Annotated in this window: 13 protein-coding genes; 2 read left to right on the top strand and 11 right to left on the bottom strand. The window is 70.7% G+C overall.

Annotation, left to right across the window (positions count from 1 at the left end; genetic code table 11):
• Positions 1 to 47 precede the first annotated feature (47 nt).
• The 5 genes from ABZ880_RS15000 to ABZ880_RS15020 form a co-directional block, all read right to left on the bottom strand.
• Complete coding sequence (locus tag ABZ880_RS15000; RefSeq protein ID WP_361261605.1) at positions 48 to 1,085, bottom strand: polyprenyl synthetase family protein; 1,038 nt, start codon at positions 1,083 to 1,085, stop codon at positions 48 to 50.
• A complete protein-coding gene (locus tag ABZ880_RS15005; protein WP_361261608.1) occupies positions 1,082 to 2,122 on the bottom strand; it encodes a tetratricopeptide repeat protein in 1,041 nt (346 codons plus the stop codon). Before ABZ880_RS15005 ends, ABZ880_RS15000 begins: the two co-directional genes overlap by 4 nt.
• A 172-nt stretch (positions 2,123 to 2,294) precedes the next feature.
• Complete coding sequence (locus tag ABZ880_RS15010; protein WP_361261611.1) at positions 2,295 to 2,972, bottom strand: AIM24 family protein; 678 nt, start codon at positions 2,970 to 2,972, stop codon at positions 2,295 to 2,297.
• A gap of 63 nt (positions 2,973 to 3,035) precedes the next feature.
• Complete coding sequence (locus ABZ880_RS15015; protein WP_361261614.1) at positions 3,036 to 4,421, bottom strand: CAP domain-containing protein; 1,386 nt, start codon at positions 4,419 to 4,421, stop codon at positions 3,036 to 3,038.
• A 108-nt stretch (positions 4,422 to 4,529) separates the two neighbouring features.
• Positions 4,530 to 5,204: a polysaccharide lyase family 7 protein gene (locus ABZ880_RS15020; RefSeq protein ID WP_361261617.1), complete on the bottom strand. Its 675-nt coding sequence runs from the start codon at positions 5,202 to 5,204 to the stop codon at positions 4,530 to 4,532.
• Positions 5,205 to 5,389: 185 nt separating this feature from the next.
• Here ABZ880_RS15020 and ABZ880_RS15025 point away from each other — a divergent pair, with 185 nt between their 5' ends.
• On the top strand, positions 5,390 to 7,306 hold the full coding sequence (locus tag ABZ880_RS15025) for a glycoside hydrolase family 97 catalytic domain-containing protein (protein ID WP_361261620.1): 1,917 nt from the start codon (positions 5,390 to 5,392) through the stop codon (positions 7,304 to 7,306).
• Positions 7,307 to 7,336: 30 nt separating this feature from the next.
• Positions 7,337 to 8,665, top strand: coding sequence for a helix-turn-helix domain-containing protein (locus ABZ880_RS15030; protein WP_361261623.1), 1,329 nt, complete (start codon positions 7,337 to 7,339; stop codon positions 8,663 to 8,665).
• Positions 8,666 to 8,675: 10 nt separating this feature from the next.
• On the opposite strand, the gene ABZ880_RS15035 is transcribed toward ABZ880_RS15030, so the two are convergent.
• The 6 genes from ABZ880_RS15035 to ABZ880_RS15060 form a co-directional block, all read right to left on the bottom strand.
• Complete coding sequence (locus ABZ880_RS15035; protein WP_361261626.1) at positions 8,676 to 10,130, bottom strand: glycoside hydrolase family 3 N-terminal domain-containing protein; 1,455 nt, start codon at positions 10,128 to 10,130, stop codon at positions 8,676 to 8,678.
• Positions 10,127 to 11,239 carry an ABC transporter ATP-binding protein gene (locus ABZ880_RS15040; RefSeq protein ID WP_361261629.1) on the bottom strand — a complete coding sequence of 371 codons (1,113 nt, stop codon included), beginning with the start codon at positions 11,237 to 11,239 and terminating at the stop codon, positions 10,127 to 10,129. Before ABZ880_RS15040 ends, ABZ880_RS15035 begins: the two co-directional genes overlap by 4 nt.
• Positions 11,236 to 12,249, bottom strand: a complete 1,014-nt coding sequence (locus ABZ880_RS15045) for an ABC transporter ATP-binding protein (protein ID WP_361261632.1) — start codon at positions 12,247 to 12,249, stop codon at positions 11,236 to 11,238. The genes ABZ880_RS15040 and ABZ880_RS15045 overlap by 4 nt, the downstream gene beginning before the upstream one ends.
• Positions 12,246 to 13,166 (bottom strand): ABC transporter permease, encoded by a 921-nt coding sequence (locus ABZ880_RS15050; RefSeq protein WP_361261635.1) that lies wholly within the window; start codon positions 13,164 to 13,166, stop codon positions 12,246 to 12,248. Before ABZ880_RS15050 ends, ABZ880_RS15045 begins: the two co-directional genes overlap by 4 nt.
• Positions 13,163 to 14,140: an ABC transporter permease gene (locus tag ABZ880_RS15055; RefSeq protein WP_361261845.1), complete on the bottom strand. Its 978-nt coding sequence runs from the start codon at positions 14,138 to 14,140 to the stop codon at positions 13,163 to 13,165. The genes ABZ880_RS15050 and ABZ880_RS15055 overlap by 4 nt, the downstream gene beginning before the upstream one ends.
• Before the next feature lie 124 nt (positions 14,141 to 14,264).
• The gene (locus ABZ880_RS15060; RefSeq protein WP_361261638.1) at positions 14,265 to 15,869 is read right to left on the bottom strand and encodes an ABC transporter substrate-binding protein; all 1,605 of its coding nucleotides are present in this window, start codon (positions 15,867 to 15,869) and stop codon (positions 14,265 to 14,267) included.
• Positions 15,870 to 15,976 lie beyond the last annotated feature (107 nt).

Raw genomic sequence — 15,976 nt, forward strand, 5'->3', positions numbered from 1 at the left:
TACGCAGGTCAAACTGTTTCGGGTTCGGGCCGGTGCCCGGCGCCTCCTCAGAGATCCCGCTGCACCAGGAAGTCCAGCAGGGACCGCAGCTCGTCCGCGGCCCGCCCGTCCAAGGCCATGTCGGCCAGGGCCTTCTCCACGGCGGCGACATGACCGCGAGCCTCCGTCAGCGCTGCCGACCGGCCGCCGAGCGCATCGATCAGCGCGGCCGCCTCCCCGGGGTCCCCGCCGGTCTCCAGCAGCGCGGCGAGCCGCTGCGCCCCGGGCGCCTCGGAGCCGAGCGCGGCCAGGACCGGGAACGTCTTCTTCCGCTCCCGCAGATCACCGTGGACCGGCTTCCCGGTGACCGAGGGATCGCCCCAGATGCCGAGTACGTCGTCGACGACCTGGAAGGCGACCCCCAGGTGCCGCCCGGCACGGTCGAGGGCGGTGACCGCCGATGGTTCCGCGCCGCCGAGCAGGGCGCCGAGTGCCGCCGCGCAGCCCAGCAGGGCGCCCGTCTTGTGCTCGGCCATCGCCCGGTACTCGTCCGGCCGCACCCGCTGCGGCCCCGTCCAGGGGCGCGAGGCGAACAGCAGGTCGTCCGCCTGTCCGCGCACCAGGTCGCTCAGCGCCACCGACAGCACCCGCACGGCCTGCGGCCCGGCTGCCGTGGCCGCGAGGGTCTCCACGGCCAGCGCGAACAGCGCGTCACCCGCGAGGACCGCGGGCCCGGTGCCGTACGCCTTCCACACGGTGGGGCGGCCTCGCCGGGCCGGGTCGCCGTCCATGATGTCGTCGTGCAGCAGTGAGAAGGTGTGCACCAGTTCCACCGCGACCGCCGCCGGCACCCCGGCCCGCCCGGGCGCGCCCGCAGCCTCCGCCCCGAGCACGGCCAGCGCCTGCCGCACCCCCTTGCCGCCGGACGCGACGGCGGGCGCCCCGCCCACCTCGCACCAGCCGAACGAGTACCCGGCCATCTCAGCCATCCACGGATGCATCCGCCCGACCGCCTCCACCAGCGCGGGCCGCACCAACTCACGGCAGCGGGCGAGGACTTGGGGAGCATCGGCCGGTGCCCGCAGCACCGAGGGAAGGGCCGTCACCGTACGACCTCCGCCTCGACGCCGAACTCTTCCTGGGCCCGGGCCACCATCTCCCGGGCGTGTCGCAGCCCGATCCGTTCCAGTTCATAGGCCAGATATGCGAGTTCCGCAGCCGTCTCGGAGCGGTCGCGGCCCAGCCTGGCCAACGACTTGGCCAACCCGAGCCGGGAGAGCGCCTCCCCGCGCGGCTCGCTCATGGCGCGGAACTCCGTCAGTGCCAGCTCGTACAGCTCTTGCGCCTCGGCATAACGCCCCGCCCGGTACAGGACGTTGCCGCGCATCTTGTGGTTGTAGGCCAGCGCGCTCGACAGCTTCATCGCACGGCACGTCGACTCCGCCTCCGACAGCAGCCCGAGCGCCCGCTCCACATCGCCGTCCCGCACGGACACGATGTCGGCGAGCCCGCGCAGCGCCCACGCGTGGCCGCGCCGGTCCTCGGCGCGCGCCGCTATGTCGGCCGCCTCCTCGAACAGGGCGTACGCCGTGTCGTACGCGCCGGTGTTGCGGTGGATCTGCGCGATGCCCTCCAGCGCCCACACCGTGTGCCGTGCCTCCCCGCGCCGACGGGCCTCGGCCAGCAGCTTCTCGTGCAGCCGGGCGACCGCCTGGTAGTCGCCCTGGATCCGGCCGGTCTCGGCGAGGCCCGCGAGCGAATAGCCGCGGACGACGACGTCGCCGCCCAGTTCGCCGAGCTCGGCCGCGAGCCTCAGCAGCCGCCAGGCCAGCGGGAAGGCGCCCCGCTGCCGGGCCAGGGTGCCGCCGCTCCACAGCGCCCAGGCCATCGCCGCCGTGTCCCCGGCCGCCCGTGCCGCCCGGTAGCTCGCCTTCCATGCCCGGTCGGCGTCGCCGACCTGCCCCAGCCGGCGATGCGCCTCGGCGACCGCGAGCCCGGAACGCGCCACCTCCCCGTGCCGCCCCGCCCGCTCGGCGGCCCTCAACTCCCTGGTTCCGGCGGCCAGTACGTCGGTCAGCGAGGAGTTCACCGACAGGGTGGTGAGGGCGCCCTGGTACTCCGGGGCGAATGCCTTGCCGTACATGGATCCCTTTCGTTCCTTATACACGGCATGTATACACAGTGCGTATACATGCCGTGTATAGAGCGTCGAAAAATGTGCCCCGGCCCAGGGGCCGGGGCATCACCTGATATTGGTCAAGACGTGGTCCGCTCCGCGGAGGTTGCCCGTGAGGCGCAGATCACTGCGGGAGGTCTCAGTGCTGCTGGGCCTTCTGCGGGGTCGCCTCACTCGGTCGTACGACGACGTAGCCGTCGCCCTGCAGCATCAGCTGCACCGCCTCGCCGGAGCCGCCACGCAGCATCGAGCCTATGGACTGCGAACGGTGCAGCGAGGTCTGCAGACCGGCCGTCCAGCCGACCACCGCGTCCGTGTCGACGTACACCGGGAACTGTGGCGAGACCGGAATGACCAGTGGATTGCCCTCGCACACCAGACCCAGCCTGCCCTGGCCGGTGAACACGCTGTTGAACAGGCCGCCGCCGGCGATGCCCGCGCCCTTGACCGTCGCGATCCGGTACGACAACGAGGCGTCGAAACACAGGACGTTGCGGCCGTTGACGGTGAACTCGTCGCCGGGGTCGACGTCCACCACGAAACAGTTCTGCGCCTCGTGCGCGAACCAGGCCTCGCCCTGGCCGCGCACCGTCATCAGGGGCAGCCCCTCCCCGGTGACCGCGCGCTTGAGCATGCCGCCCACGCCCTGGCCCTTGCGCTCGAACTGGAGGTTGCCGCGGTAGGCGACCATCGCGCCCTGGCGGGCGAGCATCTCGCCGTTCACCGCGTACTTGATGCATTTGGCGTTCTCGACGGTCATGCCCGCCTGTGTGGCCGGCTGGACCATGTGCTCACTGGAAAAGAGGGAACCCTTCATGCGCGCATCTTGTCCCGGAAGATCTCGTTCCGCCAAGATCGCGGCGTGGGACGGTTTCGGTGGTCAGGCGCCGAACAACTGCGTCCAGTACGTGCCTCGTTGACCGCCGCCCTCGAATCCGATCCCGATGTGCGTGAAGTCGGCCTTGAGGATGTTGGCGCGATGGCCGGGACTGTTCATCCAGCCGTCCACCACTTCGGCGGGGGAGCGCTGGCCGCATGCGATGTTCTCGCCGATCGAGCGGCGTCTCGCGCCGGCCGCGGCCGCCCGGTCCCAGGGCTGACTGCCCTCGGGCGAGGTGTGGGAGTAGAAGGCACGGGCCACCATGTCCGCGCTGTGCGCCTGCGCCGCGGTGGTGAGGTGGGGGTCGGCGGCCAGGGGGCGCAGACCGGCGCGGGCGCGCTCCCGGTTGGTGAGGTCGACGACCTCGGCCGCCGTACGGGCCAGGTCGCCGGGGGTGAGCGGTCTGGCCCACAGTGCGGTCCAGTAGATGTCGCCCGCGCCGTCGGACCAGGCCAGTCCGGCGTGTGTGAAGCCCGGTTCCTGCAGGGTGCGTCGGGGCGGCTCGTCGCTGAGGCAGTATTCGACGAACTCGGCGGGGGTGCGGGGCCCCGAGACCAGATGCTCGCCGACCGTGACGTACGTGTATCCGGCCGCCGTGATCCGCTGGTAGACGGAGACGCCGTCCCGGCCCTCGACACCCAGGCGTCCTGAGGCGGCCATCGCGGCGGCATGCGCGCGGGCAGCGGTCGCGAGGCGTGCGTCGAGGGAGACGGGTGGTGAACCGGCCGCCGCCCGGGCGGAGTTGACCAGGCCGAGGAAACCGTCCGGGTCGGGCGAGGGCGAGAGACGCGGCGACGGAGGCCGGCTTGCGGCTGCACCCGCAGGGGATTGCGGTGCCGTGGATGCCCGCCGGAGCGGGGGCGCGGGTCCGGCTGCGAGGGCCGGCGACGCCGCGCTCGCCGCTCCGTCGTCGACGACATCGACGCCGAAGTCCCGCGCGATACCGGCGAGTCCGTCCGCGTACCCCTGCCCCAGCGCCCGCAGCTTCCAGCCGCCGCCCCGCCGGTAGATCTCCGCGAGCAGCAGCACCGTCTCCTGCCGTGGGTGCGGCGGGGCGAACCGGGCGAGGGAGCCGCCGCCAGGGGCGGTGACATGGAGCGTGGGGGCGGGGAGGCGGCCCAGGGGAGTGCCGGGCTCGGCCGCGCTGACGACCACCGTGACCCGCGTGGCACCTGGGCGCAGCCTCGGTGGGTCGACGGTGAGCGCGTCGCCGTCGAGACGGACTCCCGGTGCGGACGGCTGGTTGTAGAACACGAAGTCGGCGTCGCCCCGGACCTTGCCCCCGTCGTCCGTGACGAGCGCGGAGACGTCGAAGGGGCCGGGCACCCGGACGGTCACCGCGCCGCCGGGAAGAGGCATGTTGCCCCCGGGGACCAACTCGCTCATTCCGCCGCCCTGGTGTCGTCGTCCGGCCCCGGTGGGGTCGTCCGGAAAACGTCCACCGGCGGACGAGGGTTCCCGCCCGGGTGCCGGTCGGCCGTGCGCGCGGTCCGGTCAGCGCGTCCAGTAGCGGATGTTGCGGAAGCGGGCCTCCGCGCGGCCGGAACCGTGGTTGTACACGCCGTTCTTGAAGTAACGCGTGGCAGGGCCCCGGTCGTCGACGGTCAGGACCAGGGAGTCGTCCAGGTACACCCTGACGGTCCCGGTGCCGCTGCTCGCCTGGTGGGCGATCTTCACGTTGAACCAGCTGTCGTAGGCGCCGGTTTTCAGCACCGTGCCGTCGTAGCGCCGCACGGTGCCGCCGTTCGTGTCGTAGATGTTCAGCATGATGTCGGTGGCGGGGGTGCCCGAGGGATGGACGCCACGCAGGATCTGCACGAAGGAGGCGCCGTCCGTGCCGGAGGGAAGGTAGACGTCCGCGTCCCACATGTGGTCGCCCGTGGTGTAGTCGACCTTCCAGCGCATCTCGGTGCGCGGGTCGGTGGAGCTGCCCTCCTGGAACGGCTCATCGCTGGCGTACACCCACATCCGGTGGACACCGCCGCTGTAGCTGTGCCGGTCGGCGAGGTCGAGGTTCCAGGGTTTGTGCCAGCTGTACGTGAACGAGGTCTGCGTCCATCCGTCGGTCGGGTCGGCGGCCGCGACGGCGAGCGGGACGGGCGGGAGGGCGAGCGCGGCGCCACCGGTCAGCAGACCGGCTCCGGCCCGTAAGAGAGATCTTCTGTTCAAGGCGTGTCCTCTCCGGCGAAGGGGTGCAGGGCGTTCGTGCGCCAACGCAGGCAACCCCAAGACATCGGAGGAGTCAAGGTAGTTGGGTGCATCCGTGTCGTTGACAGGGACACGAAGCGTGCCTAGGTTCATCGATACACCCGATGTATGGCCCGGCTCCGCTTTCGATACGGGAGGGCTTCTTCATGGCGGTACCGATCAGAACCGTGGTTGCTGCGCTCTGCGCCGGACTCGCGGCCACACTGTGCACGACGGCGCCCGCGCGGGCCGACCGCGGCACGGATTCCCACGAGCAGCTCTGGGCGGTGTCCGGCCCGGAACGCGCGACAGCGGCGGGCGCACCTCGCGCCCAGGTCGCCCTCGACGGCACGACCGGCACGCTGAGCCTGTCGGTGTCCCGCGGCGGCCGTACGGTCATCGAGCCTTCGCCCGTCGGCATCGTCACCGAACAGGCCGACCTCTCCACGGACTTGCGCTTCCTGCACCGCAAGGACCGCCTGGTCGACGAGCGCTACCGGACCAAGTCCGGCAAACGGCTGGAACGCCGTGCCCTCATGAACGAGACCCGTCTGTCCTTCGCCACCCCGGCGGGCGCCCGGCTCGACCTCGTCGTCCGCGCCTCCGCCGACGGCGTCGCCTACCGGTACGTCCTGCCCGCGGGGCACGGCGACGTGCTCGGCGAGAAGTCGGCGTTCAACCTGCCGTCGGACGCGAGCGCGTGGCTCGGCACCTACCGGGTCGACAACGAGGGCCAGTTCGCCCGGTACACCGCCGCGAGCGCCCCCACCGGCGACTACTCGGACCAGGCGCTCTTCGCGACCGACGGCGGCTACACCCTGCTCGCCGAGTCGGACCTCACCGGCAGCTACTCCGGCGCGCGGCTCGCCCACGACCAGGGCAGCGGCACCTACCGGATCAAGCTCGCCGACGACCGGGTCCACACCGACGGCGCCCTCGCCACGCCCTGGCGGGCCATGGTCACCGGCGACCTGGCCACCGTCACCCGCTCCACCTTCACCGACGACCTCGCCCCCGCCTCCAAGGTCACCGACACCTCCTGGATCCGCCCCGGCACGGTCCTGTGGACCTGGCTCGCCGGCGGCAGGGAAGCCGGTCAGAGCCTCGCTGCGCAGAAGGCCTACGTCGACTACGCCGCGGCCCGGCACTGGCCGTACGAAGCCGTCGACGCCGGCTGGTACTTCAAGACCGACGAGTGGGACACCACCGACCCCGACTGGCAGACCAACAGCTGGATGCCCCAACTCACCGACTACGCACGGGCCAGGGGCGTCGGCATCATCGTCTGGATCCACCAGCGCGACCTCGACACACCCGAGGAACGCGCCCAGTGGCTGCCCACCCTGGAGCGCTGGGGAGTCAAGGGCGTAAAGATCGACTTCATGAACTCCGAGGCGCAGCCCATGCTCCAGTGGTACGACGCCATCCTCAAGGACACGGCCGCCCACCACCTCATGGTCGACTTCCACGGCTCGACGATCCCCAAGGGCATCCAGCGCACCTGGCCGCAGGTCATGACTATGGAGGGCGTCGGCGGCGAGGAGAAGCGCACCAACACCGCCGCCCACCTCACCACCCTGCCCTTCACCCGCAACGTCATCGGCTCCATGGACTTCACGCCCGGCGCCTTCCAGCGCGTGGGCCTGCGCCCCAACTCGGACGCCGCCGAGGTGGGCCTGACGGTCGCCTACGAGTCGGGCCTGCAGATGTTCGCCGGCACCCCCGCGTCGTACGACGCCCGGCCGCTCGCCCGGGCCTTCTTCGACCAGGTGCCCGCCGCCTGGGACGACACCCGGCTGCTCGCCGGACAGCCCGGCCAGGAGGCGGTCCTCGCCCGTCGCAGCGGCGACCGCTGGTTCCTGGGCGGGGTCTACGCCGGGGATGCCCGTACGGCGGCGGTGCCCCTGTCGCTCGGTGCGGGACGGTGGCTGGTGGAGACGATCCGGGACGGCGCCGACGGTCTCGTCCAGGACCGGCAAGTGCTGCGCGGCGGCGACGAGTTGAGCGTCGATGTCGTGGCCAACGGCGGCTTCGCCGGGATCGCGTGCCCCTGGCGGCCGGGGGTGGCGACCTGCTACCGATGAGCCGTCGGCCTAGTGAACGGGTGGTACGCCGTGAGTCTGTCGATCGGAGTCGTCGTTCACGCAAGCCGACGCGGGGTCTTCGAGGAGGCCGTCGAGCCGCTGTCCGGGATCTCGCTGAAGTGGGTGACCTACGGGCACGAGCAGGAGATCCTGCCCCGCGTGCGGCGGCTCGTCGACGGCCATGCCCTGGACGGACTGCTGGTGGGCGCCGTCCCGTACCGCGCCTGCCGTGACGTCCTCGCCCGCAACCTTCCCGTCGCCGTCATCCGCAGCTCCGCCCTCGACCTGGCCCTGGCCTTGTCGCAGGCGCAGGCCCGCGGCTGGCCCCCGGTTCCGGTCAGCATCGACACCTTCGCCCAGGAGGTGGTCTCCGAGGTCACGGAGGCGGTGCATCTCGACCGGACCAGGGTCGGTTGTCTGCCGTATGCCGACGATCAGCACGTCGAGGAGATCTGCGCCTTCCACCGGCGGTCGCTCCAGGACGGCGACGGGTATGTCATCACCGCTCGGACCGCGGTGCTGCGGCAGCTGCGCGGCACCCTGCGGGTGCTGAACGGCTCGCCCACGCCGTCCAGTATCCGCTCGGAACTGCACGAGCTGGTGTTGCGCATCCGGTCCGAGCGGGTGGGTGCCGCCGGGTTCGCCGCCGGTGTCTTCTGCGTCAACAGGCTCGGAAACTCCGCTGACTTGGAGCGCGGCCGGATGGGGCTGCTGCATCTGCTGCGGGCCACACCCGAGTTCACGGACGCATGGATCGAGAACCGTGGCCGACGCGGGGTGGTGGTGCTCGGGCGCCGTACCTTGTTCGAGAGCCTCACCCGCAACTGGCTCGTCGTGCCGGTGCTGCAGCAGGCCCAGGAGGCATTGGATGTGAAGGTGTCGGCCGGCTTCGGCGTGGGACCGTCGGCCCGCACCTCGGTGGTCCTCGCCGAACGGGCCGCCGTCCGCGCGGAGTCGGAGCACCGGGCGTGCGGCTATCTGATGGAGGACAGCGGTCTGGTCATCGGGCCGATGGGGCCGGGCGGGCAGCCGCAGGCCCAGTCCTCTCGCGAGCCGGGCGACCGTATCCGTGAGCTCGCGCGCACCGTCGGGCTCAGTCCGGCAACGTTGTCAAGGCTCGCCGCGATCGAGCAGGACCTCGCCGGACGGGCCGTCACGCCACGCGAGTTGGCCGACGCCATGGCCATCACCGACCCCAGCGGCCGCCGTCTGGTCCGCAAGCTGCACGCACACGGTCTGGTCACCGCCGAGGGGTGCGCACAGACTCATGGGAAGGGGAGGCCGACAAGTCTGTATCGTCTGGCGATCGACGCGGCACTCACCGAATCCGGCAACGGGACCCCTCTGCCGACAGCCTGACGGCGCACGGTCACAGCAGCGCCTCGGCAACGGCCCGCAGATTGGCCCGACCCCGCCCGTACGCACACAGCCCGTCCGCCGCCTCGGTCTCCGCGTCCGGCATCCCGGTGGCGACGAGGAGTGCGTCCGGGCGCCCGTCGAGCAGGGCCGCACGGGCCTCGGCCTGCCAGGGGTGCAGGTCCGGGTCCTCGGTGGCGATCAGCAGCGGTCGCCCCTGGGCGCGCCGCAGGATGCCGGCCACGTCCACGGGGCCCTGTGCGGCCACTACGCCCTCGGTGCCCGGGACGACCTCGCGCAGGACCGAGACGAGGTCGGAACGGGCCCATTCCAGCGCGGGGTTGGGGCGGCGGTGCAGGTCGACGACGAAGGGATCGAGGACGGGCCCGGGCAGTGGCTTCCAGCGGATGGCCCGCCGGGCTGCGAGCAACCCGATGTCCTCAGGAGCACGCCCGCCGCTCACCACCGGCGGCTGCGCGAACCGGCCGGCCAGGGCGTCCACGCGGCCGGCAGCTTCGACAACTCGGGCCGGGTCCAGCCTGCCGCTCGCCATCGCGTCGAGCAGGGCGTCCCGGCAGCGCAGCCACAGTTCCGGATCCGGGCGGGCGATGATCAGCAGATCGGCTCCCGCAGCGATCGCGTCGACGGCACCGGCCGCCTCGCCCACCCCGTCGGCGATCGCCTTCATCTCCAGGGCGTCGGTCACGATGACGCCCTGGAAGCCGAGTTCGGTGCGCAGGAGGTCGGTGAGGACACGGCGGCTGAGAGTGGCGGGAGCGGCGGCGTCGAGCGCCGGGTAGACGACGTGCGCCGTCATGACGAGTGGGACGCCCGCGGTGATGGCGGCCCGGAACGGGAACAGGTCGATCTCCCGCAGGACTTGCGCGTCCCTCGCGTCGACGGCGACACCCAGGTGACTGTCCACGGCGGTCGAGCCATGACCCGGAAAGTGCTTGGCGCACGGGGCGACGCCGGCCGCCAGCGTGGCCTCGATCCAGGCTGTGACGTGCCGGGCGGCGAGGCCGGGGTCGGCGCCGAACGCCCGTGTACGCACGATGGGGTTCGCGGCGAGCCGATGCAGGTCGGCCACCGGAGCGAAGCTCACGGCCACTCCGCACAAGGCCAGATGCCGGGCGAGCGAGCCCGCGACGGCGGCGGTCAGCGTGGTGTCGTCGGCAACGCCGAGCGCCCAGGCGCCCGGGGTCTGAGGCGCTCCGGCCCCGGCCAGGTGGCTGATGCCGCCGCCTTCCTGGTCGACGGTGACCAGCAGGCCGGTGCGCAGTGAGCGCAACTCGTCGGTGAGCTCGCGCAGTTGAGTGCGCCCGGCGACGTTACGGGTGTGCAGGATGATGCCGCCGAGTCCGCTGTCGGCCAGCCGCTTCAGTTCGCCGGGAGGCGCTGTTCCGTCGAATCCGACGACGAGGCAGCGGCTCGCGGCCTCGACGAGATCACCGGGGAGCGTGGTCACGGGGTCATCTCCGGAGTCGTCGTACGGCCATAGGTGTCCTCGTCCGGCTCCAACAGCAGTACACAGTGCGCCCAGTGACGTTCCGTCACATCGACACGTGGGGGTGGCTCGGTGCTGCATGCGGGCCGGGCGAGGGGGCAGCGGGGGTGGAAGCGGCAGCCGGACGGCGGGTGGACCAGGTCCGGGGGTTCGCCGTAGTCGTCCTCGGCGGACTCCGGCGTCGTACCGTCGTCCCGGCTCGCCCGTCCCGCCAGGAACTCCATCCGGTCCGGATCCGGCGTCGAGTCCAGCAGCAGCCGGGTGTAGGGATGCGCCGGGGTCTGGGTGACGTCCTCCGCGGTGCCGTACTCGACGATCTCGCCGGCGTACATCACCGCGATCTCGTCGGCGAAGTAGCGAGCGCCGGCGATGTCGTGCGTGATGTAGAGCATGGCCAGGCGTTCCTCGTCGCGGAGGGTGGCGAGAAGATTGAGGATCTCCAGGCGGATGGAGACGTCCAGCATGCTCACCAGCTCGTCGCCGAGCAGCACTTCGGGTTCGACGGCGAGCGCGCGGGCGATCGCGACGCGCTGCCGCTGCCCGCCGGAGAGCTGATGCGGGAAGGCCTCCAGGAAGCGCTCGGGCGGGGTGAGCCGTACGCGTTCCAGCAGGGCGCGAAGGCGCTGCTCCAGATCGTCGCGGTCGGTCACGGACCCGTGCAGCCGCAGCGGCCGTTCGAGCAAGTACCGCACGCGGTGCAGGGGGTTGAGGGAGCCGAACGGGTCCTGCAGCACCATCTGCACCCGGCGGGCGTAGCCACGACGAGCCCGGCGGCCCCTTGCCGAGGCCGGTTTGCCGTTCAGCAGGATGGTGCCGCCGGTGGGTTCCTGGGCGAGGGCGAGCGTGCGGGCGAAGGTGGACTTGCCGCTGCCGCTCTCGCCGACCAGCGCGACGGTGCGGCCGGGACGCAGGCGCAGCGAGGCGTTCTCCAGCGCGTGCACGGTCTCGCCTCGGGCGCGGTGCACCGGGTAGTGGACGGTGACGCCGACCGCCTCCAGTACGACGTCCGTCGCTTCCGATGCGACGTCCGCCGCGTCCTGCACCGGGGCCGGGACCTGCTCGTCGGTCATACTCGCCCTCCAGCGGTCGGCGCGGGCAGCTCGTCGGCGTGGATGCAGGCCACCGCGCGGGCGGCGCCGTTTTCGATCAACTCCGGAGGTGCTGCCCCGCACTCCGCCGTCGAGTACGGGCAGCGCGGCTCGAAGGCACAGCCAGGCGGAAGGGCGCGCAGGTCGGGTGGATTGCCGGGGATGCCGTTCAGGCGATGCATCGGCCCGCGCAGCGGCGGGAACGAGTCGCGCAGTCCGCGGGTGTACGGGTGCTTCGGGTCCCGGTACAGATCCCCGGCCGGTCCGCTCTCCACGATCCGCCCGCCGTACATCACCGCGATCCGGTCGGCGATCTCGAGGAGCAGGGAGAGGTCGTGCGTGATGAAGACGACGGAGAAGCCCAACTCCCGCTGCAGCATGATCACTTGGCGCAGGATCTGCCGCTGCATCACCACGTCCACGGCCGTCGTCGGCTCGTCCATCACCAGCAGGTCCGGCTCGCACACCAAGGCCAGGGCGATGGTGGCCCGTTGGCGCATCCCGCCGGACAACTCGTGCGGATAGCTGTCGAGACGGGTGGCGGGGATGCCGACGAGCTGGAGCATGTGCGTGGCGCGTTCCCGGGCCCGGGACTTGGGCATACGGCGGTGCGCGCGCAGTACGTCGATGAACTGGGCGCTGAGCCTGGACACCGGATTGAGGGCGTTCATCGCGCTCTGGAAGACGACGGCCGTGTGCTCCCAGCGTGTCCTGCGCAGTGCGCGGGGGTCGGCGTGGAGCAGGTCCACGGGGTCGCCCGAGGCCGGGTGGAGCGTCGCGCTGCCCGACCGGACGACCGCGGGTGGGCGCAACAGCCGTAGGAGAGCGTTGATCAGAGTCGTCTTGCCGCTGCCGCTCTCGCCGGCGATGCCGAGGATCTCGCCGCGGTGCAGTTGCAGGGACACCCCGGACACGGCAGGCAGGGGTTCGGTCGCCGAGCCGTAGTCGACGCTCAGGTCGCGCACGTCCAGCAGCAGGTCTTCCGTGTTCACCGTGCCCCCTTGCGCCGGGCGTCCCGAAGCCGTGGATTGGTCAGTTCGTCGATGCCGAAGTTGACGAGTCCGGCGGCGGCGCCGAGCACGGTGATCGCGACCCCGGGCGGCACGAACCACCACCACGCTCCGGAGACCATCGCCTGCCGCTGCTGGGCGAAGTAGAGCATGGTGCCCCAGCTGACGGTGTTGATGTCGCCGATGCCCAGGAAGTCCAGGCCGGAGACGGCGAGGATGGAGGTGACGAGCGAGAGCATCAGGGTCGCCGAGATCACCGGCAGCAGGTTGGGCAGCACCTCGACCAGCATGATCCGCAGATTGCTTTCGCCGAGCAGCCGGGCGCCCACGACGAAGTCCCTGTTGCGCAGGGACAGGGTCTGGACGCGTTTCGAGCGGGCGCCCCAGGCCCAGCCGGTCAGCCCGATGACCAGCGCCACGGCGAACGGGCCGCCCCGGCCGCGCAGATACCCGGCGAGGATGATGACCAGCGGCAGCCCGGGCAGGACGAGGAAGACGTTGGTGAGGGCGCCGAGGACGGAGTCGAGCGTGCCGCCGTAGTAGCCGCCGATCAGCCCGACGGCCACCGACAGCGTGGTGGAGACGACGGCTGCGAGCGCGCCCACGAGCAGCGACGTCCGGGTGCCGACGACGAGTTGGGCGAGGACGTCGGTGCCGTCCTGGGTGGTGCCCAACGGGTGGCCGGAGGACGGGGGTTGGAGGACCGCGCCGGTGAGTTCGGTGGGGGAGAGGCCCATCAGGGACTGCACGATCCACGGGCCGGCGGCGGCCACCAGGACGTACACGCCGATGATCGCGAGTCCGGCGCGGGCCTTCCCGTTGGAGGGGATCAGCTTGCGCAGCGCGGTGCGCCAGGTCAGCCGGCCGGCCGTGGGAGTGAGCGGGGCGGTGAGCGTCATGCGTCCTCCCGGGTGCGCGGGTCGAGCAGGACGTAGACGGAGTCGGCGATGAAGTTCGCCACCAGCACGGAGAGCGAGATGATCAGGAACAGGGCCTGCATCAGCGGATAGTCGAGGTTCACGACCGCCTGGTAGAAGAGGTAGCCGATGCCCGGGTAGGCGAAGACCGCCTCCGCGAGCAGCGAGCCGCCGACGACCGTGCCGATGGAGATGGCCAGGCCCGCCACCTGAGGCAGCATCGCGTTGCGGGCCGCGTACGCGAGCAGGATCCGCCACCGGCCGAGCCCCTTGGCCTCGGCGAGGCTGACGTAGTCCTCGGCCACGGTGGTGATCATCATGTTGCGCATGCCGAGCAGCCAGCCGCCGACCGAGGACACGATGATCGTCGCGGCGGGCAGGAAACCGTGCGCGATCACGCTGCTGATGAAGGTGAGGTTGAGGCCCGGTTCGAGGTTGAGGTCGTAGCCGTTCTGGGAGGGGAAGACCGGCAGGCTGACCGACAGCAGAAGCAGCAGCATGGTGGCGACCCAGAAGTACGGCATCGAACCGAGGAAGGTCGCGAGCGGGGCCATCACGCTGTCCAGGCGACTGCCGGGGCGGGCACCCGAGATGATCCCGAGGCCCGTGCCGATCAGGAACGCGAGGACGGTCGTCAGGCTCACCAGGCCCAGCGTCCACGGCAGGCCCTGCGAGATCATCTCGCTGACCGGCTGCGGGAAGTACGCGGTGGAGACACCGAAGTCGAGGTGGGCGAGCTGGGAGAGGTAGTGCAGGTACTGCTGCCACAGGTTCTGGTCGGGGACACCGAACAGCGCCCTGATGGACCTCTCGGTCGTCGGGGTGACCTGCGAGCGCTGGGCCAGTTTGTTGAGGATGACGGAGGCCGGATCCCCCGGCATGAGCCGGGGGATGACGAAGTTCAGGGTGATGGCCACGGCAGCGGTGCCGAGATAGAAGCCGAGGCGGCGCAGCAGGACCCGGGCCCGGCCGCCGCGCCGGCGACGAGACGCCGAGGACCGAGCCTCACCGACCGGCAACGTCGTCGCCGTCACCGGGCGAACTCGTGGGACTCGGAAGGTATTTCACCGAACACGGTCATCACTTCACCGGCTTCAGATGTGCGAGCACGTTCTCGAACGCCGGTCCGCCGTTCCAGGGCGCGCAGATGTCGTACGGGTCGCTCTTGCTGGGGAAACCGGTCCAGTTGCGGGCGCTCCACGCGCAGCCGGCGGTGATGTTCGACAGCGTCACGAACGGCACCTGGTCGACGATGATCTTCTCCAGCTTGCGGGTGAGGTCGATCTGGGTCTGCTCGTCGCCCGAGTTCGCAAGCTGGTTGAGCAGGCCGTCGGTGGATTTGTCGCGCCAGCGCAGGTAGTTGTTCGTCTGCGCCTTGCCGCCGTTCGCGGTGCCGGCGAACTGGCTGTTCAGCAGGGGGTTGTAGATCTGCCACGGCACGGCGCCGTACGCGAGTCCGTAGGCGGCGAGATCGAAGTCGCCCTTCGCCCGGGTGTCCGTGTAGGTGCCGCTGGCCAGCGGCTGCACGTTCACCTTGATGCCGATCTTGCCGAGCTGGTCGGCGATGATCCGGGCCCGCTGCACCGAGTCGGCGAAGTCGGCGACCTCGATGTAGTTGAGCGTGAGCTGCTTGCCGCCCTTCACCGCCTTGCCGCCGCTGATGGTGTAACCGGCCTGCCGGAGCTCGGACTTGGCCGCGGCGAGGTCTGTCTGCACGGCGTCCTTGTACGCGGGGTCGAGCCACTTGCCCTGCGTCGCCGCGTCCAGGCCGGTCTGGCTGATCGGGGTGGCGCCCAGCTGGGTGACGAGCTGGATTAGCTGCCTGCGGTCGATCGCCGACTCGACCGCCTTGCGGACATGGACGTCCTTCAGCGCGCCGCGGTCATGGTTGAAGACCAGGATCAGCGATCCGTATGTCGGGTAGAAGTAGCCGTTCTTCGCCGGGTTCTTGTCGACGTACTGCTTCTCCAGGTTGGGTATGGCACCGCCGCTCAAGTCCTCCTGACCGCTGGTCAGTTGGGAGATCTCGGTGGCGGAGTTCACGACGGGCAGCCGGACCTGCTTCACCTGGATCCTGCTGCGCCAGTAGTCGCCGCGCAGCCCCAGCGTGATCTGCTGCGGGTCGAACCGCTTCAGGGTGTACGGGCCGCTGCCCACCGGGTCGGGATTGGTGAAGGTGACCGGATTCTTCCCCGTCCAGTATTTCTCCGGAACGATGTACTGCTGGAGAATCGAGGCGACCTGGGTGAAGGCGGGCTTGTCGAAACGAAACACGACCGTCTTCTCGCCCTGCGCGGCCACGGAGGTGAAGGAAACTCCGGAGGAATTGAGCGCGGGTGTCTTCTTCACCAGTTGGAAGGTGAACACCGCGTCCTTGGCGGTGACCGGTTTCCCGTCGCTCCAAGTGGCCTTCTTGTCGATGTCCACGGTCAGCGTGCGGCCGTCCGGCGACAGTTTCTGCGCCGAGGCGAGCCACGGTTCGAATTCGCCGCCCTTGAGGACGTTCACGCCCATGAGCGACTGGTACATGTAGATCCTGGTTCCCGGAGATGCGTCGCCGGTGCTGGTCAGAGGATTGAAATTGCGCTGCAGCACGGTTTTTCCGGACGCATAGTTGATCATCATCGAGCCATTGCCCGAATTCGCCGAACCACTGTCCTGGCAGGCGGTGAGCGCCAGACTCATCACCACGACCACCGCTGCCGGACCGGTTCGGAAGCAACGCCTGAGCCGCACGGCTGACCTCCCGTCTCGGATGCGGCATTGTGTGGACGAAAAACGCTGGACGTCAA

The sequence above is a fragment of the Streptomyces sp. NPDC047043 genome, assembly GCF_040644055.1.
GTDB lineage: Bacteria > Actinomycetota > Actinomycetes > Streptomycetales > Streptomycetaceae > Streptomyces.